18 protein-coding genes are annotated in these 21,092 nt (G+C 53.2%); 3 read left to right on the forward strand and 15 right to left on the reverse strand.

The features are described from left to right. Positions 1-196 precede the first annotated feature (196 nt). Positions 197-640, forward strand: coding sequence for an Hsp20/alpha crystallin family protein (locus CGC65_RS19485; RefSeq protein WP_002565065.1), 444 nt, complete (start codon positions 197-199; stop codon positions 638-640). A gap of 114 nt (positions 641-754) precedes the next feature. On the opposite strand, the gene CGC65_RS19490 is transcribed toward CGC65_RS19485, so the two are convergent. Then, positions 755-2,431: an amidohydrolase gene (locus tag CGC65_RS19490; protein WP_002565066.1), complete on the reverse strand. Its 1,677-nt coding sequence runs from the start codon at positions 2,429-2,431 to the stop codon at positions 755-757. Positions 2,432-2,579: 148 nt separating this feature from the next. Here CGC65_RS19490 and CGC65_RS19495 point away from each other — a divergent pair, with 148 nt between their 5' ends. Continuing rightward, positions 2,580-4,208: a phospholipase D family protein gene (locus CGC65_RS19495; protein ID WP_002565067.1), complete on the forward strand. Its 1,629-nt coding sequence runs from the start codon at positions 2,580-2,582 to the stop codon at positions 4,206-4,208. On the opposite strand, the gene CGC65_RS19500 is transcribed toward CGC65_RS19495, so the two are convergent. From CGC65_RS19500 to CGC65_RS19515, 4 genes are all read right to left on the reverse strand, one after another. Further along, positions 4,201-5,592 (reverse strand): MATE family efflux transporter, encoded by a 1,392-nt coding sequence (locus tag CGC65_RS19500; protein WP_002565068.1) that lies wholly within the window; start codon positions 5,590-5,592, stop codon positions 4,201-4,203. The genes CGC65_RS19495 and CGC65_RS19500 overlap by 8 nt on opposite strands. 13 nt (positions 5,593-5,605) lie before the next feature. Continuing rightward, positions 5,606-7,402 (reverse strand): oligoendopeptidase F, encoded by a 1,797-nt coding sequence (gene pepF / locus CGC65_RS19505; RefSeq protein ID WP_002565069.1) that lies wholly within the window; start codon positions 7,400-7,402, stop codon positions 5,606-5,608. Positions 7,403-7,473: 71 nt separating this feature from the next. Next, a complete protein-coding gene (locus CGC65_RS19510; protein ID WP_002565070.1) occupies positions 7,474-8,178 on the reverse strand; it encodes an LrgB family protein in 705 nt (234 codons plus the stop codon). Position 8,179: 1 nt separating this feature from the next. After that, a complete protein-coding gene (locus CGC65_RS19515) occupies positions 8,180-8,542 on the reverse strand; it encodes a CidA/LrgA family protein (protein ID WP_002565071.1) in 363 nt (120 codons plus the stop codon). A gap of 217 nt (positions 8,543-8,759) precedes the next feature. On the opposite strand from CGC65_RS19515, the gene CGC65_RS19520 reads away from it, so the two are divergent. After that, on the forward strand, positions 8,760-9,761 hold the full coding sequence (locus CGC65_RS19520; protein WP_002565072.1) for a GNAT family N-acetyltransferase: 1,002 nt from the start codon (positions 8,760-8,762) through the stop codon (positions 9,759-9,761). 33 nt (positions 9,762-9,794) lie between these two features. On the opposite strand, the gene CGC65_RS19525 is transcribed toward CGC65_RS19520, so the two are convergent. The 10 genes from CGC65_RS19525 to CGC65_RS19570 all read right to left on the reverse strand — a co-directional run bounded on the left by CGC65_RS19525 (position 9,795) and on the right by CGC65_RS19570 (position 21,076). Further along, entirely contained in the window at positions 9,795-10,508 is a 714-nt protein-coding gene (locus CGC65_RS19525) for a GTP pyrophosphokinase (RefSeq protein WP_002565073.1), read from the reverse strand. 42 nt (positions 10,509-10,550) lie between these two features. Further along, positions 10,551-11,387 carry an Mrp/NBP35 family ATP-binding protein gene (locus CGC65_RS19530; RefSeq protein WP_002565074.1) on the reverse strand — a complete coding sequence of 279 codons (837 nt, stop codon included), beginning with the start codon at positions 11,385-11,387 and terminating at the stop codon, positions 10,551-10,553. Positions 11,388-11,486: 99 nt separating this feature from the next. Further along, entirely contained in the window at positions 11,487-12,644 is a 1,158-nt protein-coding gene (gene fliB / locus CGC65_RS19535) for a flagellin lysine-N-methylase (protein WP_002565075.1), read from the reverse strand. 10 nt (positions 12,645-12,654) lie between these two features. Further along, entirely contained in the window at positions 12,655-13,254 is a 600-nt protein-coding gene (locus tag CGC65_RS19540; protein WP_002565076.1) for an HD domain-containing protein, read from the reverse strand. Positions 13,255-13,521: 267 nt separating this feature from the next. Then, on the reverse strand, positions 13,522-15,792 hold the full coding sequence (locus CGC65_RS19545) for a xanthine dehydrogenase family protein molybdopterin-binding subunit (protein ID WP_002565077.1): 2,271 nt from the start codon (positions 15,790-15,792) through the stop codon (positions 13,522-13,524). Positions 15,793-15,794: 2 nt separating this feature from the next. Continuing rightward, entirely contained in the window at positions 15,795-16,274 is a 480-nt protein-coding gene (locus tag CGC65_RS19550; protein WP_002565078.1) for a (2Fe-2S)-binding protein, read from the reverse strand. Between the two features lie 30 nt (positions 16,275-16,304). Continuing rightward, positions 16,305-17,621: a uracil-xanthine permease family protein gene (locus CGC65_RS19555; protein WP_002565079.1), complete on the reverse strand. Its 1,317-nt coding sequence runs from the start codon at positions 17,619-17,621 to the stop codon at positions 16,305-16,307. 52 nt (positions 17,622-17,673) lie between these two features. Next, positions 17,674-18,294 carry a flavodoxin family protein gene (locus CGC65_RS19560; protein ID WP_002565080.1) on the reverse strand — a complete coding sequence of 207 codons (621 nt, stop codon included), beginning with the start codon at positions 18,292-18,294 and terminating at the stop codon, positions 17,674-17,676. A gap of 45 nt (positions 18,295-18,339) precedes the next feature. After that, positions 18,340-20,604: a xanthine dehydrogenase family protein molybdopterin-binding subunit gene (locus CGC65_RS19565; RefSeq protein ID WP_002565081.1), complete on the reverse strand. Its 2,265-nt coding sequence runs from the start codon at positions 20,602-20,604 to the stop codon at positions 18,340-18,342. Further along, positions 20,594-21,076, reverse strand: a complete 483-nt coding sequence (locus CGC65_RS19570; RefSeq protein ID WP_002565082.1) for a (2Fe-2S)-binding protein — start codon at positions 21,074-21,076, stop codon at positions 20,594-20,596. Before CGC65_RS19570 ends, CGC65_RS19565 begins: the two co-directional genes overlap by 11 nt. Between the last annotated feature and the right edge of the window lie 16 nt (positions 21,077-21,092).

Genomic DNA, 21,092 nt, shown 5'->3' on the forward strand with positions numbered 1-21,092 from the left:
TGCTTACGGTTCTATGTTTTTTCTCTGAAGGCCGCAGGATATGCTGCGTACAGGCTGCAAATGCTCTCTTAATATACTTCATACTTTTTTTATAATTTTATTAGCACTCACCTCTTGACAGTGCTAACAATCGTGCTATAATACAAGCATAAAGCAAATGAAACCAAACAGTTCTATGAGCGAGGAGGATATAACGATGATGTTAATACCAAGAAGAAACTACGGACTTAATTTATTTGATGACTTTTTCAATGACCCATTCTTTACCAGCGCCTCCGAAAAGGGTGAGGAGGCCAAGAAGCTTCCGGTGATGCGTACCGACATCATGGAGAAGGATGGAAACTATATTTTAGAGATTGAACTTCCCGGATTCAAGAAAGAGGATATCAGGGCAGAGCTTAAGGACGGATATCTGACTGTCAGCGCTGATATAACCAAGTCCAGCGAGGGCAAGGATGACAAGGGCACCCTGATTCACAAGGAGCGCTATACCAGTTCATGTAAGAGAACCTTCTTTGTAGGCGAGCAGATTCGCCAGGAAGATATCAAGGCTGGTTTTGAAAACGGCATACTGAGGCTTCAGGTGCCAAAGGATGCGCCCAAGGTGGAGGAAACACCCAAGTATATTGATATTCTGTAATCATCATTGAATGCCCAACTCCTTTTATATATATTATCCCTAATAACGGACACAGCCGTGAATCCCCCATCCCGGCTGTGTCCTTTTTAGTTCTTTTATATTCTTTCTTTCATCCTATGCTTTCCACAAAAGCCGGTCCTCCTTGATGGTTGCCAGCACCCTGATATTTCGTATCTCATCTGCCCCTGTTTCCAGAGGATTCTGTTCCAGCACCACAAAATCCGCCTTTTTCCCGGGCGTGACGGTTCCCTTCTCATTTTCTTCAAAATACTGGTATGCCCCGTTGACCGTCACTGCCTTAAGCGCATCCCGCACCGGAATGCGCTCCTCCGGTCCCAGCACCTTACCCTCCCTGGAACGCCGGTTTACGGCGCACCACAGAGTCTCCATCATGTCCGGCATAATAACCGGGCTGTCCTGGTGCAGGGTGAAACAGATGCCCTCCTTCAGGGCCGATGCAGCCGGGCTGATGCGTCCCGCCCGCTCCTGACCAAAATTGCGGACGTGGATGTCCCCCCAGTGGTATACATGGGCCAGGAAAAAGGAGGGAATGATTTCCAGTCTCTTTACCCGTTCCAGCTGATCCAGCCCCAGAAGCTGGGCATGAATCATTACCGGACGGATATCGCCCCTGTAAAAACCAGGCTTCCTGCTGTTCCCGCTCCCCAGTTCCCTGTAAACTGCCTCCAGCATATCCATGTACTGCTCTGCCGCCCTGTCACCGTTGCAATGGGCCAGAAGCTGCATGTCTTCCAGCTCTGCCTTTAAAATATTTTCCTTTACCTGGCTGTCCTCCAGGGTATTATAACCGCAGTAATCCTCTTTTGTTGCCCGGGTCCGGGGAAATGCATCCGCCTGTGCCTTTTCCTCTGCATCCGGTGTTTCCGGCAGATAGGGCGTACGCATCCATGCCGTCCTTCCCTGGGGCGATCCATCCAGGAACATTTTGTACCCGCCTATCTTCATATGCCCCTTATAGTTCTTTATATGGCTTTCAAATGCCGTCCGTGCAGCATCGCTGTCCCGTATATCCATAAAGGAAATTAAATCCAGCTTTAAAAGTCCTGATTTCAGCAGCATCTGGTACAGCGGCACCAGCTGGCTTGCCATCAGTCCCTCCTGGACCGTGGTGATTCCATAGGAAGCATAGAGCTCCTGGGCGCGGCCGTAGGCAGTCAGGAAATCTTCTGCCGACGGCATGGGGATGCGTCCCTGGAAGCCCAAAAATGCATTTTCCTCCATATATCCGGTGGGAAGCCCGCCCTCCATTTCTATGACGCCTCCCTGAGGCGCCTGTGTCTGTCCGGTCACACCCAGAAGGTTGAGAGCCATGGTGTTAAACACCCCCATGTGGCCTGACTGGTGTTTCAGTATCAATGGATTCTGAGGCGCTGCCTGGTCCAGGACCTTCCTGCGGGGGTGGCTGTGTTCCTTCAGGCGGTTGTGGTCATATCCGGACGCAGTGACCCATTTTCCCTCTGGAATCTTCTTATCTTCAATGTATTGCCGGATGCATGTTATCATGTCCTCAAAACTGCCCGCCCCGCCCAGGTCCACTTCCATTGTGTGGCTGGCGCAGGCCGTAAAATGGCTGTGGGAATCTATAAAGCCCGGCATCATCACCCTTCCCTGAAGATCCAGCCTGCGGGCCTTATCCCCTGCTCTTTCCTTTACCTTTTCCCATGTTCCTGTCTCCAGGATTCTTCCGTCTTCTGTCAGCACGGCTTCCACCTGGGGGCACCTGTCCTCCATGGTAAGAATGGTGCCGTTATAGTAAAGCGTCTGCGCCATGTCCTGTCCTCCTGTTCTATGAATTGACTTTCCCTGTTTTTCTTAGTATAGTACCTATATTATCACTGGTACAGCGTATCGCAGGTCCTTGTGCACACGGCGCCCGCTATCCGCAGTACTAAAAGTATGCACATAAAAGGAGTTTCTTATGATATGCAGGTGTATTACATGGATTAAAAAGCACCCTGTCCTCTCACTCTTTTTCCTGATACTGATGTATCTGGTGATTGGAGCCACAGCTCCCTTCTATCACTATAAGCCAATTTCCCAGGAAACACAAGATACGGTATCGGCTGAGAACTTCTATCAGGAGGGAGACAGCCGGGACCGCGCCATGATACTGGAAACCAATCAGAGCGCCTGGGATGAACGGATGCGCCTCATGAACCTGGCCAGGGAACGGATTATACTGTCCACCTTTGATTTCAGGGATGGCGAGAGCCCCAGGGATCTGATGGCAGTCATGCTCCACAAGGCGGACCAGGGAGTCAGCATAAAGATACTGGTGGACGGTTTCTCCGGCCTGGTGCGCATGGAGCCCAGCAAGCTTTTTTATGCCCTCTCCAGCCATCCGAACATTGAAATCAAGATTTACAACAAAATGAATCCCCTGCTTCCGTGGAAAACCCAGGGAAGGATGCATGACAAGTATGTGATTGTGGATGATTATGGATATATACTGGGCGGCCGGAATACCTTTGATTATTTCATCGGTTCCTATCCCACGGATTCCAGAAGCCATGACCGCGAAGTCCTGGTCTACAATACAGCCCACGGCACAGACAGGGGAAAGGACAGCTCTCTGTATCAGGTGGAAGATTACTTTGAGCAGGTATGGAATCTGGATGTGTCCTCCCTGTTCCATGACAGCGAAAAGACCGGTGACAGGACCTCTGTCCGGAACGCGGCGGCCATGCTGAGGGAGCGGTATAAGGTCCTGGCCATCCAATATCCGGATCTGTTTGACAGTGAGGAGGATTCTGCCAGCTGCACCGCCGCGCCCGGCCAGCCCGGCTGTCCGGCCCTGCCCATGGATTCAAGTATCAACGATGACGATTACCCCGCCGCCCCGGATATCCCGGACGCCCCGGATACCGCTCCCCCCCTGTTCCCGGCCTTATCCCTGACCGCCAATCAGTCAAAGGCCCTGGAGTATTACGGTTCCAACACGGTTCCCACGGGGAAAATCACCCTGGTGTCCAACCCCACCGGCATCTACGGAAAGGAACCCGTGGTCTTTCACACCATGTCTGTTCTTATGAAGGACGCAAAAAGGAGTGTGCTGATCCACACTCCCTATGCTGTATTCAATGACTATATGTACGATACCATGAAGGAAATCACGGCTCGGGTGCCGGTGACCATGATGATTAATTCAGTTGAAAACGGCGACAATTTTTTTGCCTCCAGCGATTATCCCATGCACAGGGACGCATTTGGGGATACGGGCATGGAGATTCTGGAATATGACGGCGGTCTCTCTTATCATGGCAAATCCCTTGTCATTGACGATGAGCTGTGCGCCGTGGGCTCCTACAATTTCGATTTGCGCAGCACCTATCTGGACACAGAGCTTATGCTGGTCATCCAGAGCCCGGAGCTGACAGCCCAGCTGGAAGAATACATGGTCTCCTACCAGAAGGACTGCCGACGTCTCCTGCCGGACGGAACATATGAAATACCGGAACATCTGACCATTGCAGATGTCCCGGCGTATAAAAGGGCGGCCTGGAAGGTGGTGGGCTTTGTGATGCAGCCCTTCCGCTTCCTTATATAACCTTTTTATCCCTCCATTTTCCTGTGAGGTAACGGCTGAAGGATATGACATAATTGGCAATCCAGCCCATGGGGACCGCGTACCACACGGCTGCCACACCCCATATGGGAGCAAAATGAAAGGCTGCGTAGACACGTATGGTCAGATTCACCAGATTGGCAATGGTAAATACCAGCACATCCCCGGAGCCTCGCAGAACTCCGTCCGTACACGCCTTCATACCGATGAACACAAAGAAGTAGGCGATAAAGGACAGGTATCCCGTGCCCGCCCCATAGGCTTCCCGGCTCATGCCGTCTCCCAGGAAGGAGGTTATGATCGGGCCGTTAAGAAGCACCACTATCACGGCTATGATGGCGGAGAAACCGGCTACAATGCCGTAGCTGGCCCTGTACCCCTCCTTCACCCGCTCCATCTTCCCGGCGCCGATGTTCTGGGCCGTGAAGGTGGCTACGGCGTTGCCTGTTGCAATCATGGGCACCACGCAGATGGACTCAATTCTGCTTCCCGCTGAGTAACCGGCCAGGGCAGCGGAGCCAAACCCATTGACCACGGACTGGACCAGCAGCATTCCGATGGATACAATGGACTGCTGGAGAATGGACGGCACCGCAATTCTGGTCCCTGCCTTTAACATGCTGCTGTCGTAGAGCCTGAAACTATCCCCGTCCTCCTGCTCATATCCCCTTAATTTTTTCATCAGGATGCCGAAGGATATCAGGGCGGATACTCCCTGGGCCATGACAGTGGCAATGGCCACACCGTCCACCCCCATCCCCAGCCATGTGACAGATATAATGTCCAGAACCACGTTCAGGATGGATGAAAATATGAGAAGGTACAGAGGCGTCCTGGAATCCCCCATGGCATTGAATATGGCGGCAAGAACATTGTACATAAACAGGAAAGGCATTCCCAGGAAGTAAATTCCAAGGTACAGCTTTGCCTGGCCCATGATATTGGCCGGTGTCTTAAGAGACTCCAGTATGAGGCCGTTCAGGTATAATCCCGCGCTCCCCAGCAGAATGCTCACAAAGAGGAAGGTGATCAGGGCCGTGGAAATGGAGGTTTTCATTTTTCCGTGCTGCCTGGCTCCCAGATACTGGGATGTCAAAACCGACGCGCCGTTTCCTCCCCCTATGGCTATCATAATAAACACATTGGTCAGGGCATAGGAAGCACCTACAGCCGCCAACGCGTCCTCGCCCACAAAATTGCCCACAATCATGGAGTCCGCCATGTTGTAAAACTGCTGGAACAGGTTTCCCAGAATCATGGGAAGGGCAAACAGGAGAAGGCGGCGCCCCGGACTCCCTTCCGTCAAGTCAATCCGCTTTTTTATCTGCTTTCCCTGTTCACGGCTTTTTGCTGCACTCTGATTCATGTTCTTCCCTCAATCATTCATTTGTATGGATACACTTCTTAAATTCCTCAATCAGCTCCCCGAAGAAACCAAGGGCTTCATCCACCGGCCGGGTGGTGGACATATCCACACCGCAGAGCTTCAGAAGATCGATTGGCTTCATGGAGCAGCCTCCGCTTAAGAACTTCTTATACCCTTCCAGCGCGCCTGGTTCCCCGCTCATAATGCGGCTGCTGATGGCCACGGCTGCTGAGAATCCCGTGGCATACTGATATACATAAAAAGGTGTATAGAAATGGGGAATCCTCTCCCACTCATAATCAATCTGGCGGTCCACTGTCATGGCCGGCCCGAAATAGTCTGCATTCAGCTGGCGGTAGATACTGCACAGACTCTCAGCCGTCAGGCTCTCCCCTCTGGCCGCCTTTTTATGGGCCATATCCTCAAACTCCGCAAACATGGTCTGACGGAACAGGGTTCCCCTAAAGCTCTCCAGGAAATGATTCAGCAGATATGCCTTTTCCTCCCTGCTGCCTGCCTTCTTAAGGAGATGGCGTATCAGAAGCGCCTCGTTGCAGGTGGATGCCACCTCTGCCACAAATATCTTATACCCGGCATAGGTAAACGGCTGGTTCCTGTCGGAATACCAGGTATGGATGGAATGTCCCATCTCATGGGCCAGGGTAAACACATCGTTAAGGGTGCCATGGAAATTCAGCAGCACATAGGGATGGCTGCCGTAGGTCCCCCAGGAATAAGCGCCGCTGCGCTTGCCTTCATTTTCATAGACATCAATCCACCGGCTGTCAAATCCCTGCTTTAACAAGGACAGATATTCCTCTCCCAGCGGAGCCAGGCCCTCCAGCACAATGGACTTTGCCTCCTCATAGGTGTAACGGCGGTCAGCCGCTGCCACCATGGGTACATAAAGGTCATACATGTGAAGCTCATCCACTCCCAGCACATCCTTCCGTACCCGGGTGTATTCATGAAGCTTCACGATATTTTCCCGCACTGCCTTCACCAGATTGTCGTAGACCAGCTCAGGAACCTCGTTGTCAGCCAGGTAATACTCCCGGCTGGAGGCATACTTCTTTGCCTTTGCGTAGAATACGGCCTGCTTCACATTGGAGGAAAATGCAGCTGCCAGAGTATTGGAAAACTGTTCATACACACTGTATAACCCCTCGAATGCATCCTTGCGTATCCTGCGGTCCTGGTTCTCCATCAGGGAAATGTAATTGCCGTGGGTAATCTGGATTCCCTCCCCACTCTCCCCCGTGATAACGGGGAACTTCACATCCGCATTGTTGAACATGGTAAAAATCTGGCTGGCGCCCTGGGTGGCGTCATAGGACTGGGCCAGAAGCTCTTCCATCTCGCCGGACAGGGTGTGATCCCGCCTGGCAAGAATGATTTCCAGCGCCCGTTTAAAATGGCCTATGCCGTTATCCGCCGCCATATACTGTTCCAGAAGCTCCCGGTCCATGGACAGAATTTCCGGCACCAGGAAGGAGCTGTTCTCAGCTGCCCGGTAGGACAGCGTCTGGGCCCTGGAAAACATATCCTGGTATCTCTGCACGGTGGTATCCTCGTCGGAACGCATCCTGGCATAGACATACAGACGCTCTATCTTCTGGGAAAGCTTGTCGTCGAACAAGAGGCAGGCATACAGGGTATCCGCGGACCCGGCCAGTCTTCCCTTGTAGGAAGCATATTCGCTTATTTCCCCGGAAGCCTCTTTAAACATCTGTTCCCACTGGCTGTCCTCCGCCACCATATCCTCCAGTTTCCAGGTATACTTACTATCTGCTTCGCTTCGTTTTTTCATGCAGAACACACTCCTTCCAATACAATATTAAATGGGCGCTCAATTAAATATACATTATTTTAAATTACACGCTAAATTAAATTCGCTGCCAGAGGAACCACAATAACCGTCATCAGCCCTGCCACCGCAATGGAGAGACTGCTCATGGCGCCCTCGATTTCTCCCATCTCCAGGGCCTTGGCCGTCCCCACCGCATGGGCGCTGGTTCCCATGGCCAGGCCCTTGGCAACGGGATGGCGGACCTTTAAAAGCTTTAACACGGTCTCCCCGGCCATATTGCCTAACACCCCTGTAAGTATGATGCTCATGACCGTCAGTGTTACGATGCCTCCTGCTTCCTCGCTGATACCCATTCCGATGGCCGTGGTAATGGACTTGGGAAGCAGTGTCACGTAGTGGACATGGGCCATACCCAGCACCTTGCACATGAGGAAAATACTCACCGCACTGGTGACCACCCCCGATGTGATGCCCACCGCCACGGCGTCAGCATGTTTCTTCAGCAGATGCAGCTGCTTATACAATGGGATTGCCAGACAGACCGTGGCCGGCGTAAGGAGCCAGCTGAGATAGGATGCACCTTTATTATATGTTTCATAATCCATTCCTACTCCCAGAATGCAGGCAATAATCAGGGCTGCCGACACCAGAAGAGGATTCAGGATAGCCAGTTTTGTTTTATTCTTAAGCCAGCAGGCAAACAGATAGGCGCCTATGCTGAGCACAAGACCGAAATATTGTGTTTGTTCCAGTATCAACCGTATGCCTTCCCTCATGTCACTGCTCCTCCCCGCTGTGTTTTCTGCCCATGACCCACTGGGCCATGCATCCGGTCACTGCCATGACCAGAAGGGTGGATATTCCTATGATTATCAGAAAGGGCACCAGAACTGCCTTCACCTCTCCGATACATTCCACAATCCCAACCGTTGCCGGTATAAACATCATGGTCATGGTATCCATGAGAAAATTACCCGTGCCCTCCACGCTCTCCAGCTTCACGGCCCCGCACATCAGGGCTGCCAGCATGATGAACAGGCCGTACACACCGGCCGGCACAGGCAGGGGCACCACATGATTCAATATCTCTCCCGCCAGGGTTATGCCCAGGATAATTCCTATCTGTTTTACATATCTCATATCTTTTGTTTCCTCCTGCTGCGTTAGAGCGTGTTTTAAGCCATGCTCCGATTATGTTTGAAATTCGCACGGCCTTTATTCTACCACTGCATTTTTCCATAATCAACCAGAATACAGATAAATACACAAGAAATACAATCTTGCCATTGCAATGAACGCCTTACTGCCCTACAATATAGGAAAGTCCAAAGGTAAGAATCCAGGAGGCCGCGCCCGCATGAATATGATGCATACCAATACCGCACATACAAATCTGACTCGTACGAATATGACTCATACAAATATCACCCATACAACCACATTATCCCGGAAAGAACAGGAAGATATACGCAGGATTTCGGCCCTGTGCCGCCTCACGGACGGCCTGAGTCTTTCCTGCCCTGAGGACGGGGATGAATACTGGCTTCTGGAGGAGGACGCCACTGCGGCTGCCTTCCTGGCCGTGTATAAAACAGAGGAAACAATGTGGGAATGCTATGCTTTCACACACCCGGATTTTAGAAGAAAGGGATATTTTTCTGCGCTCCTGGAACAGGTCTGCCAGTACAGCGAGGCCCTGGGCGAGCCGGAACTCTGCCTTGTAACCGACAACAAGTGCCCGGCGGCCACGGCCGCTCTCCGGGAACTGGGGGCAGAGCTTTGGAATGAAGAATATATGATGGAATATAATACAGCAGCCGATTCTTCTAAGGATGGAAAATCCGCCTCCCACGCCTCCCTGCCGAACAGAGCGTCGGACGGAGCGGATGGCAGAAAGCAGGATATGGAACTGGACATGGACATCCGCCCAACTCTAGAAGGGCTGCTCATCTGCGCCAGAAGGCCGGGGGACCATCCCTCCCCGGACAAGGATGGCATAACTTCCCAGGACAGGGATGACATCACCGCCCGTAACAAAGCTCACAGCACCGCCCGGAGCAAAGTTCACAGCACCGCCCAGGATAACACCTCCGGTACAGACAGCACGCCGGACGCCTGCGTTACCTGCCGTCTTTCCCTGAACAGCACCGCCGCATACCTGTACAGCCTGGAGACCGCTCCGGCCCTGCGACGCCGGGGGCTGGCCAGCTGTTTTCTCATACAGCTCATCCGCTATCTGGAGCGTGAGGGTATCCGGCGGATCTGCCTCCAGGTATCCGGCTCCAATGAACCTGCCCTGCATCTCTATAGAAAAACAGGGTTTCGCATAACGGAAACCCTGTCTTACTATCTCTACTAGAGCCTGTCTGAACTATCTGATTTACAGTCTCTGTCAGTCCCTGCGCACCGTGACGCCCTGGGCTTCAATTTTCTTGCGTATCTCCAGCATCTTCACGTCTGTGCCGGCAATGACCTCCGCACACTGCTTCAGTTCCTCGCTGATTTCTCCGTTGTCGTCAATAAAGGACTTCTTATACTTTAACTGATGGTCCAGGCTGGCCCAGAAGTCCATGGCAATGGTACGTATCTGCACCTCCACACGGATAGGCTTCTTGCTGTCGGAGAAGAACACCGGTATCTCGATAATCATGTGGTAGCTCCGGTATCCGTTGGGCTTGGGATTCTGAATATAATCCTTCACCGCAATCACCTTTACATCATCCTGCCTTATCAGCATATCCGCCACTTCATAGATATCATCCAGGAAGGAACAGATAATCCTGATTCCGGCCACATCATCCAGATTTTTCTCCATGGACTCCAATGATATCTCGAATCCCCTGCGCTGCAGCTTTTCCACTATGCTCTTGGGCTTCTTCACACGGGACTTTATCATCTCGATGGGATTGCGCTGGTTCTTTACGGACAGCTCGTCGTTCAACACTTCCAGCTTTGTCTTGACCTCCCTGATTGCACAGGTATACCTCATCATAGCCTGCTGGAACTGGCGAGCCTGGTCAACCCACATCTCCGGCACCTGGACCATATCCGGTACATTGACGATGGACTGATGAAGCTCACTGTTGGGATTGATGTTAATGTTCATCGGTTCACCTCATTATCTATGGTTTACTGCTGCCGCAGTTTTTTATAATGCCTCGACTGCCTTTACAGCCTCATCAAACCACGGCATTTCAAGATATTCCACCCGTCCTGCATCCACCATCTGGGCAATGGCAGGATCAATTGGTATCTGAGCCAGGACCTTGATGCCGTGCTCTGCCGCGATTTCCTCTACATGGCCTTCTCCGAATACGCTGATGCGTTTGCCGCAGTCGGGACATTCCAGATAACTCATATTTTCCACAACTCCCACAATGGGGATATCCATCTTCTTTGCCATGTTCACTGCTTTGGCTACAATCATTCCAACCAGTTCCTGCGGTGAGGTGACAATGATGATGCCGTCCACAGGCAGGGACTGGAATACGGTCAGGGGTACATCGCCTGTGCCCGGCGGCATATCCACGAACATATAATCCACATCCTGCCATAAGGTCTCAGACCAGAACTGTTTCACGGCTCCCGCAATCACAGGGCCTCTCCAGATAACCGGATCCGTATCCTTATCCAGAAGCAGGTTGGCGGACATGACTTCCACGCCTTCCATGGACTTGGCCGGAAGCATCAGTTTGCCGTCAGGTGATGTGGCCACGCCCTCATTGCCGATTCCAAAGGCCATGGGAATGGACGGACCTGTAATGTCAGCGTCCAGGACAGCTGTTTTCTTGCCCTTGCGGTTCATGCTCACTGCCAGCATGGAGGTGACTAAGGACTTGCCCACGCCCCCCTTGCCGCTGACAACGCCAATTACTTTCTTTACGGAGCTGGCCGGATTCAGTGCCTCCAGGAACTCACTTTTATCTGCCTTGCGGCTGTCGCAGTTTGCACTGCAGGAGCCGCAGTCATGGTTACATTCACTCATTTTTTTGTTCTCCTTCCAATATTTCTAAACCTAATTTTCATTATAAATCCATTTCACAAGATTGTCCATTGTTTTCTGGCTGCCGTCACTCTCCTGCCGTCACTCTCCACTGCCATCACTTTCCACCGCGGCCAGCAGACGCCTGAGGGCAAATCCCGGCCGCCTGACCACTGCTTCCTCCAACACTGCCTTATTGGAATCCGAGTGTTCCACTTCCCGGGAAAACCGGTGGGCCCCATCCGCAAAATCCAAAAAAGTAAGCCTGCCGCCCTGGTCTGTCCACAGAGCCTGGGCCAGCTCCTCAATCAGCAGGGTGGCTGTTGCCGCCATCTTCATTTTTCCATAGGGATTCCCGTTGTAAACAGCCCCGCAGAAATAGGTGAACACAAAATACACCATGAGCTGTTCCTTAAGCACCGGCAGCCGTTTTCCAATCTCACTTTCCAGGAATGCCCTGCGCCGCGTCTCATATGCCTGCCTGCCCTTCCCGTAAAGAGCTGCCTTCATCCCGGAGACAAAGGCCGGCCAGTCCTTTCCCAGAACCTCCATTTCGGAAAACAGGGAAAAGGCCTCCTCCATGACCTCATACCTGGAACAGGACGCCCTGTCCCAGCCTGAAGGAAGCCGTCTGCGCCCCGCCGCCCTGCGGTACCGCTCTATAAGCCCGTCCGCCTCATAGAGCCGCCCTTTTCTGATACGGGCCTGAAGGTCGTGGGCCAGTCCCAGGCACATGGATGTCCTGTCTTCCCAAGACCAGGTACGGTCTCTGAGGATATCCAGTGCCAGTTCCCTGGCATCCATCAGCTTGGTAAAGAGAAAGAAGTCAAAGTCCTCATATGTCTCCTGGCGCTCATCCTCCCTGGTAAGAAACCGCACCGGTTCCTCACAGCCCAATATGATTGTTGCCGCCTCTATGCAGGAAAGGCAGAGCGTCATTTCCCTGCATCCCTCAAATTCTTCTATATGCCTGGGATATGTGCGGCAGGTACGGCACAGGTACTCCGGCCCGGCCTCACTGTAGATGTCGCATAGATTTTCCTCATTTAAAAACGCGCACCGTCCATGGTACTGCTTAAAGGAACCTTCCTTCCAATGAATGGAATTATGGAGCCTGCTGCCAAAGGGTCCGTCCATGTTCCTGTACTTCTTAAGGGATGCGCTGTCAATCATGATGCCCCATCCCGCGCAGCAGGTGTCCGGACAGCCGGACGCAGTACATTTAAAATGATTGTAATAGTGGGGAAATGTGTATATCATTTGTACCTCCTTATAAATGCTGCAGCCTTCCCCCGCAGGGCAGCGCTTCATAGATGGTGCATCCCATCTGTTCTTCAAAATAATCCTTTATTTCCAGCACCCTTTTCCACCGGGGAATGGTGCTGGGATGAACCCCGTACCGGATGGTCACGTCCACGAACCTGGTTTCCAGAGGACAGAATCCCGTAGGCAGGGCCAGGCTGTCGCAGAGCTGTACCAGACGGTCATAATCGTCATAGACTGCCCCGGAAATGAATTCCTTCATAAATTCATAATCCTGGGGCGTCACGTCAAACTCACCAATGGACGTGCCTATATCCTGTATCATGAACGCATGGCTCATACAGATTCTGGCAGCCTCCTCCCATCCGTGTTCCATGCATCTGCGGTATCCGTCTAACAGATGGCGCTCCGATGTCCGGCCCGCATATCTGCCTGTATCGTGAAGGAGGCCCAGCACATAGGCCCGGTCCCGGTCCATGTGGCTGCACCTGGAAGCTATGCTCTCACAGGCAGCTGCCACGTACAGGGAATGCTCCTTCCAGGGTCCCGGATTTAAATCCGCCGCCCACTTAAGCTCTTTATTTGCCCTCTCTCTGTCCGGTATCATTGTGTCCCTCCTGCTTTCATTCTTCCGGTTTCCCGCCTTCCCAGGCAGAAACCCCCTGTTGTTTTAACGGAACTCCGTTTATTGTACTACCAAATCATACAGATATCTACCTTGTATTTAAGATTTAACATGGGAATCCCTTACAACATGCCGCAGCATATCTGAGACAGCAATGTCCCGCCGCAGCAAATGCTTGGCTGCGGCGGGACATTGTATCCATCTGTTATTATAATCTGGTTCCGGTCCTTAAAAACGGTCCGGGCGCTCCTATTTTGCCAATGACAATGCCTCCAGCACGTCCTCCGGACGGATGGGAAGCTTGTAAAACTGCCTGCCCACTGCATTGGACACTGCGTTGGCTATGGCCGGCGCCACCGGGACAACAGCGCACTCTCCGATGGACTTGGCTCCGTAAGGACCTGTCTCCTCCTCGGAGTCCAGGAAATCCACGGAAAGCTTTGGCATTTCCTTCACGTTAAGGATGTGGTATTTCTTGAAACTGCTGGTCTGGTTCCTGCCCGTGCTGTCCAGCTTCATCTCCTCGCAGAGGGCATAGCCCAGACCCATGGAAATACCACCCTCCAGCTGTCCGGTGATGCCCATTGGATTCACCACCCGTCCCACGTCATGGACTGCGGCGTATTCCAGAACCTTAATCCCGCCGGTGACCGTGTCCACCTGCACCTTTGCAAAATGGGCTCCGCTGCTCATGGGGCCTGCCTCTGAGTGGAACATATAGGAGCAGCTTAAATCCTCTTGATGCTTTTCCCTGGCATGAACCGCAATCTCCTTCATGCTGACAAACTTCCTGTGAATATCCACGCACCACACTGCATCGTCGTGGAAATCCAGGTTATCCGTGGTGGTATCCAGAAGCTCTGCCGCCAGTACAGCTATCTTGTCACGCATGATTTGGGCTGTTTTCACTGCCGCGTGGCCGCTGGTGTAGGTGCCTCTGGACGCGTAGGCTCCCAGATCCGACATGGCCGCGTCCGTGTCCGTCTTTATGTAGGCGATATGGTCCAGCGGGATGCCCAGCACCTCGGAAATCAGCATGCACTGGGTGGTCACGGATCCATTTCCCATATCCGAGGTTCCGGTGGTAAACACGATGGTCCCGTCCTCGTTCATCTTGATGGTGATGCCCGTGATATCCGGCATGAAGGGGAACATGGATGTTCCGTGGGAACCGCAGGCCATGCCCACTCCTATGAGGTAGCGGCCCTTCTCCTTCCTGGATGCCTCCATCTGCTTTTTGGCCTCGTACCAGTCGATGAGCTCCCGTCCGCGGACCACGCAGTCCTTCAGGCGGAAGTTGCCAAAGGATTCCCCGTCATTGCAGGCCGCCTCAAAGGGATCCGCCAGGTTCTTAAGGAACACGTCAGACGGGTCCAGGCGCAGGCTCTGGGCAATCTCGTTCATCATGGACGATACAGGGAAAAACTGCTGCGGGGAACCAAATCCCCTCATGGCGGAAGCCACCGGCGTATTGGTATATACCGGTATTCCCCGGCACCTCATATTGCGGGTCTTTAAGAGCTTATAGAACTTGCCCCCTGCCGCCCAGCACACGGACATAGTGGCGCTGGTGTGGGCGCCTGCGTTTAAGATCATGGTCTCATCGGCTGCAGTGATGGTTCCGTCCTTTTTCACTGCCATGGTCAAATCCACCTTGGCAGCATGGCGGGTGCGGGTACAGCAGAATTCCTCGGTCCTGTTGTAGACCATTTTCACGGGACGGCCGGTCTTTATGGCTAAGAGGGCTGTCACCGGCTCTGTGACCAGGTCAATCTTACCGCCGAAGCCGCCGCCCATCACCGGACTGATAACGCGTATCTTGCTCATGGGCAGCTCGAAAATACGCTGCAGATTGATTCTCTGGCCAAAGGCATCCTGGGTAGGCGTCCACACGGTCAGCTTGCCGTCCGCATCATACTCCGCAATGGAGACATGTGTCTCAAGGGAACAGTGGTTCACGGCCGGCATCTCGTATCTGTGCCGGAAAACATGGTCCGCATCCCTTATGGCGCCGTCCACGTCACCGCCGGAGTTGTTGGATTCCATGATGATATTGCCGCCCTGATGAATGGGGTAGGCGTCCTCCTTCATGGCTTCCTCCGGATCCAGATAGAAGGGAAGCTCCTCATATTCCACAGAGATAAGGGAAAGGGCTTTTCTTGCAATCTCCTCTGTGTCGGCCGCCACAGCCGCCACCTTATCCCCCACAAAGCGGACGGTCTGGTCAAACACCAGCTCGGAGGGATTGATGTCCTTATCCTCACCGTTTCCATTGTAACGGTTCTTGGGAGAATCCTTGTAGCAGACAACGGCATGGACCCCCTCCAGAGCCTGGGCCTGGGTGGTGTCAATGGACTTAATCCTGGCATGGGGAACGGGTGAAAATAAAATCTTGGCATACAGCATTCCGGGCAGCTTCATATCGGCCACATACCGCATCTGCCCTGTCACCTTCATGGCGGCATCCCTGACCGGCACGCTTTTTCCTATCATTCCATTCTTGGGTATCTCACATGACATAGCTATCTTCCCTCCTTTCTCATGACCTGGGCCGCACGCTTAACAGCCTCCAGTATTTTCACGTAACCGGTACACCGGCACAGGTTTCCCTTCATGGCTTCCTTGATTTCCTCCTCCGTTGGATCCGGATTCTTATCCAGAAGAGCCTTGGCAGCCATGACCATGCCCGGAGTGCAGAAACCGCACTGCACGGCGCCGCAGTCAATGAATGCCTGCTGGATGGGGTGAAGGCTTACATGGCCAGGTGATATTCCTTCAATGGTTTCAATAGCCTTCCCTCCCATATCCATTGCCCTCACGGAACAGGAGTTGACAGCCTCGCCGTCAATGATGACCTTGCAGGAGCCGCAGTCACCTGTACTGCATCCGCATTTGGTGCCTGTCAGGTCCATGACCTCCCGCAGGGTGTAAAGCAGGGTCCAGTTTTTTTCCACTGCTATATTATAAGTTCTTCCGTTAACGTTTAATGCTACTAATTCCATCTTGACCTCCCTATCAGTTATATTCTGCCTCTATGCCTCTTCCTTTTTTTCGCCGGGAAGAATGATATTCAGTACCAGGGCAGTGATGGCCGTACCGGAAATACCGGTAAACAGCGTAACTACCGTGGAGGGAAGGAACGCAAGGGTTCCTGCGGCCTGGGCAAAGTTGCCGCCGATTCCCACTGCCGCCGCCAGGGCGATGATGGTAAAGTTTCTCTTGTTGTTCTCGTCAAAGCCAATAACCTTGATACCGCTGGCAATGATGTTTCCAAAGGTAACCAGCAGGATGCCGCCTAAAACCGGATTGGGAATCAGGGCCAGCACCTGGGAGAACTTGGGGAATATGGCCATGAGGCCGAAGATAACGCCTGCAATGGCTGTTACAAACCTGGAAGCCACGCCGGACATAACCTCCACGCCGGAGTTCTGGGCCGCCACACACATGGGAAGGGCGTTAAACAGGGTGGAGAACACGCCGCCCAGGGCGTCGCCGCGCACAGATGCCTTTAAGGTTTCCTTGGTGGGAAGGCCCTCGTCCGTGGCAGTGACAACACCGGTGGTGTTGCCGGAGTTCTCCATGATGGTTGCAATATGGATGATAAATACGGTGATTACGGCGCCCAGATTTACGGTCATTCCAAAGTTAAGAGGTCTGGGGACAGCTACCCAGGCCGCGCTTCCCACCTGGGAGAAATCCACCATTCCTGTTACGGAACAGAACACATAACCTGCCACCATGGCGATGAGTACTGCCAATGACTGCACAATTCCCTTTGCAAAATGGTCGATAATGACGCAGATTGCCGCGATGGCAATGCCGATTAAAAACATCTTCATGGCGTCCGGTCCCGTGGGGTTGTAATCCACCATGTCGTTCCATGCATTGAGAATCAGACACATTCCCACTGCCAGAACCACAGAACCGGTTACTGCGGGCGTAAAGTATTTGTACAGTTTGTCAATCACAATGGGGCCCAGCAGGAACAGGAGCAGCGTGCCAAGACAGGCAGCACCAAAGGCTCCCGGAATTCCGATGTTGGGATCATTGGCAAACAGCACCATTGGCGTGATGAGGGTCCAGCTTCCCGCAGATACCAGGGGCAGCCTGGCGCCAATCTGAAACTTGCCGATGCGGATTCCCAGAGACTGAATCAGCGTGGTGATACAGCAGGCAAACAATCCGCACTGTATCAGAAACGCCGTGTCGGCCGAGTTCATTCCGGCACCGCTTGCCAGCATGATGGAGCCTGTCATAGAACCTGTAAAGATAGTAAACACGTATTGAAGGGCCCAAGGTACAGCCTTACCGGCGGGAACCTTGTCGTCAAATCCATATTGCATTTTCATAAAAATATCCCCTTTATAAGTTTTTATACATCAGTTGTCAAGTTACGAAATACTAGAATCTTGCCTCTTTCATGATCCTGGACATTTTAGCCATTTTCCTTCCCAGGATTTCACAGTTTCTGAATCCGTCCGGGTCCTCTATCTCCGTGGATCCGTCCCCGGGATTCCACAGCATGGGGCCGGAATACATCCCTGAGCCGCCTGTACAGACCGTCATTCCCTGTGTCAGGAAAAAGTTGGTGATGGAATTCATGGTGGCCTCCTGGCCGCCGTTTCTGGTGCCGCCCACCGTGATTCCCGCCCCTACCTTGTGGGCGAAGAAATCAGGATCCTCCACTCCCTTAAGCCATGCGGAGCGGAACCGGTCAAAGAAGGTGCACAGCTGGGCCGTTATGTTCATCTCGTAGACCGGTGACGCGATAATCACGCCGTCAGCCTCGTAAAATTTGTCGTACAGCTCCGTCATATCGTCCTTGAACACGGTACAGCGGTCGGATTTATCCCGCAGGCACTTGTTGCAGTGGATGCAGAAATTCATTTTCTTGGCGCGGAGCTCCACCAGCTCCACCTCCACGCCTTCCTCTGCATTCTTAGCCGCTTCAAGGGCTGTCTCCAGCGCCTTGTAGCAGGACTTGCGGCGCGGGCTGCCGCAGATTCCCAGTATCTTTACCATATTCTCTTCCCCTTTCCCGGTGCAGCGCACTGCACCGTATAAAATCTATTTATCTCCCAAGGCTGCCAGGACCCGGTCGGGCCTTGCCGGAAGTTCATTGATTTCCCCGCGGACCGCATTGCAGATGGCATTCACCACAGCGGGAGCCGCAGGAACCACAGGACACTCGCCCAGGGCCTTTGCCCCGTAAGGACCGTCCGGTTCTCCCTGTGGGGTTTCCACGAAATCCATATATAGCTTTGGCATCTGGGAGGCCCGGAGCACCTTGTATTTTTTCAGTGTCTGTACCAGAGGTTTTCCGTCCCCGTCATATGCCATATCCTCGCAAAGACCGTAACCCAGTCCCATCTGTATGGCGCCTGCCAGCTGTCCCTTAAGCATCAGGGGATTGATGGCGCGGCCGATATCGTGGACCGCCGCATATTCCAGGGGCCTTACCTCTCCGGTCAGGGTGTTTACTTCCACCTTTGCGATATGTACCCCGTAGGAGGTGGCTCCCCGTTTTGCCTCGTAAGTCTCGGCCACCATCAGCTCCCTCATGCTCACGGACTGGCAGTGGACCATCACGTCGTGAAGGGAGGCGTTTTTCTCCTCATTCTTCCTGCTCCAGGCCCTGTCGTGGTGAAGCTCGATATCATCCGGCTCTGTCTCTAACAGCTTGGCTGCCTCAACCTGCAATTCCCGTTTCATGGCCTCAGCTGTCTTTTTGGCTGCGCTTCCTGCCACGAACACGCCCCGGCTGGAATAATCCCCAATGTGCCAGTGGACCACATCCGTGTCCGCTGCCAGGCAGTCAATCCGGTCCATGCTGATTCCCAGCACCTCGGATACAATCTGCATCTGCATCCCCAGCGTATCGGTACCCATATCATGAGAGCCGGTGTAATAGATGCAGGATCCGTCCTCATTCATCTTAAGCATGGGGGTTGACACATCCCGGTGGGCGCCTACACAGTTGTTGCCGTGGACTCCCAGAGCCAGGCCCACCCCAATCCGTATATCCTGATTTCTTGTAGCCTCCTGCTCCTTCAGGCAAGCTTCATAGTCAATGAGCTCCAGCGCCCTCTTTAAGCAGTCCTTCGGCCTGGAATTGCCGTGGGGTTTGTGGAAAATAGGGTCGCAGCTGTCCGGGTCCACCATGTTCTTCATCTGCAGAGCCGCCATATCCATGTGAAGGAAATCCGCAATCTTCTGCATCTGTCTCTGCCATCCGAAATAGACCTGGGGCGAGCCGTACCCTCTCATGGCTCCTGCTATCTCGGTGTTGGTGTACACGGGCTGGCACTGGAAACGCATGTGGTCAATTTTATATGCCTTAAAGACCTTGTGGGACATGGCGCCGCTTACATTCAGGGCGCTGGAAGCATAGGCTCCCGTGTTGGTGTAGACTTTAAAATCCACTGCCTTTAAGGTTCCGTCTTTCATGAACCCTGTTTTAACATAGTTTACGGAAGCGTGGCGCACACGGGTGGACAGAATGCTTTCCTTTCTGTTGTACTCCACCTTCACAGGCTTTCCCGTCATCTGGGAGAGCACTGCCGCCACAGGCTCCACCGTCACCTCCAGCTTGCCTCCGAAGGCCCCGCCGATGGCCGGCGCCACCATCCGTATCCTGTTATAGGACAGGCCGAAGATACGCGACATGATAACACGGAAGGCAAAGGTGTTCTGGCATGGACTGTATACGGTCAGCTTTCCGTTGGGAGCAAAGTCAGCTATGGCAACATGGGGCTCGATGGCCGCATGATGAATGGCCTGGGTGGTGTAACGGTCCTCAAATACATAATCGCACTCCTGAAAGGCCTCATCCACATTGCCTGCCTCTGCCCTGGAGATCCCCACAATATTTCCTCCCTCATGAATGGGCCAGGCCTCCGGCTTTATGGCTTCCTCCACATCGGTAATCACCGGGAGGGCTTCGTACTCCACCTTAATCAGGTTTACTGCCTTTTTCGCTATGTCCGGGGACTCCGCCGCCACGGCAGCCACCCTGTCTCCCACAAAGCGCACGGTGTCGTCAAAGATACGTTCCGTGTCCGGAAGCTTGTGCTCAATAAAACGGACCGCGCTGTTGTACCGCACCTGGGGCGTGTTCTTGTAGGTGGCAACCGCCTTTACTCCGGGCAGCGCCTCAGCCGCGGAGGTGTCGATGCTCTTTATTCTGGCATGGGGAACCGTGCTTAAGAGCACCTTTGCGTAGAGCATTCCCGGCAGTTCCATATCACCTACATATATCTTCTGTCCCGTCACCTTTAAGGCAGCGTCGCCTATGGGTCTCGGTTTTCCGATTACAGTGTATTCATTGTCCATTCCGGTTTCCTCCCATCCGACTGGCAGCCAGTAAAATGGCCTTTACTATATTGTCATACCCGGTACAGCGGCACAGATTCGGGTCAATGGCCTTTCTGACCTCCTCCTCCCTTGGGTCCGGGTTCTGGTCCAGAAGGGCTTTGGCTGACATAATCATGCCGGGAATGCAGAAACCGCACTGTACGGCTCCGGCATCCACAAAGGCCTGCTGGATTGGGTGGAGATGGATGCCGTCTGAAAGGCCCTCAATGGTCTCAATGGCCTTACCTTCCAGATTGACAGCCTTTACCAGGCAGGAGCGGGTGGCTACGCCGTCTATGATGACCATGCAGGCTCCGCAGTCCCCTGTCTCACAGCCGCATTTTGTTCCTGTGAGCCTGAGTCCGTCCCTCAGCGTCTTTAACAGCGTCCAGTTCTTTCCCACTGCCAGTTCCCGGCAGACCCCGTTGATATTCAGGCTAATTGTCTCCATATTGTATTTCCTTTCA

The sequence above is a fragment of the Enterocloster bolteae genome (genome assembly GCF_002234575.2).
In the GTDB taxonomy this organism is placed as follows: domain Bacteria; phylum Bacillota; class Clostridia; order Lachnospirales; family Lachnospiraceae; genus Enterocloster; species Enterocloster bolteae.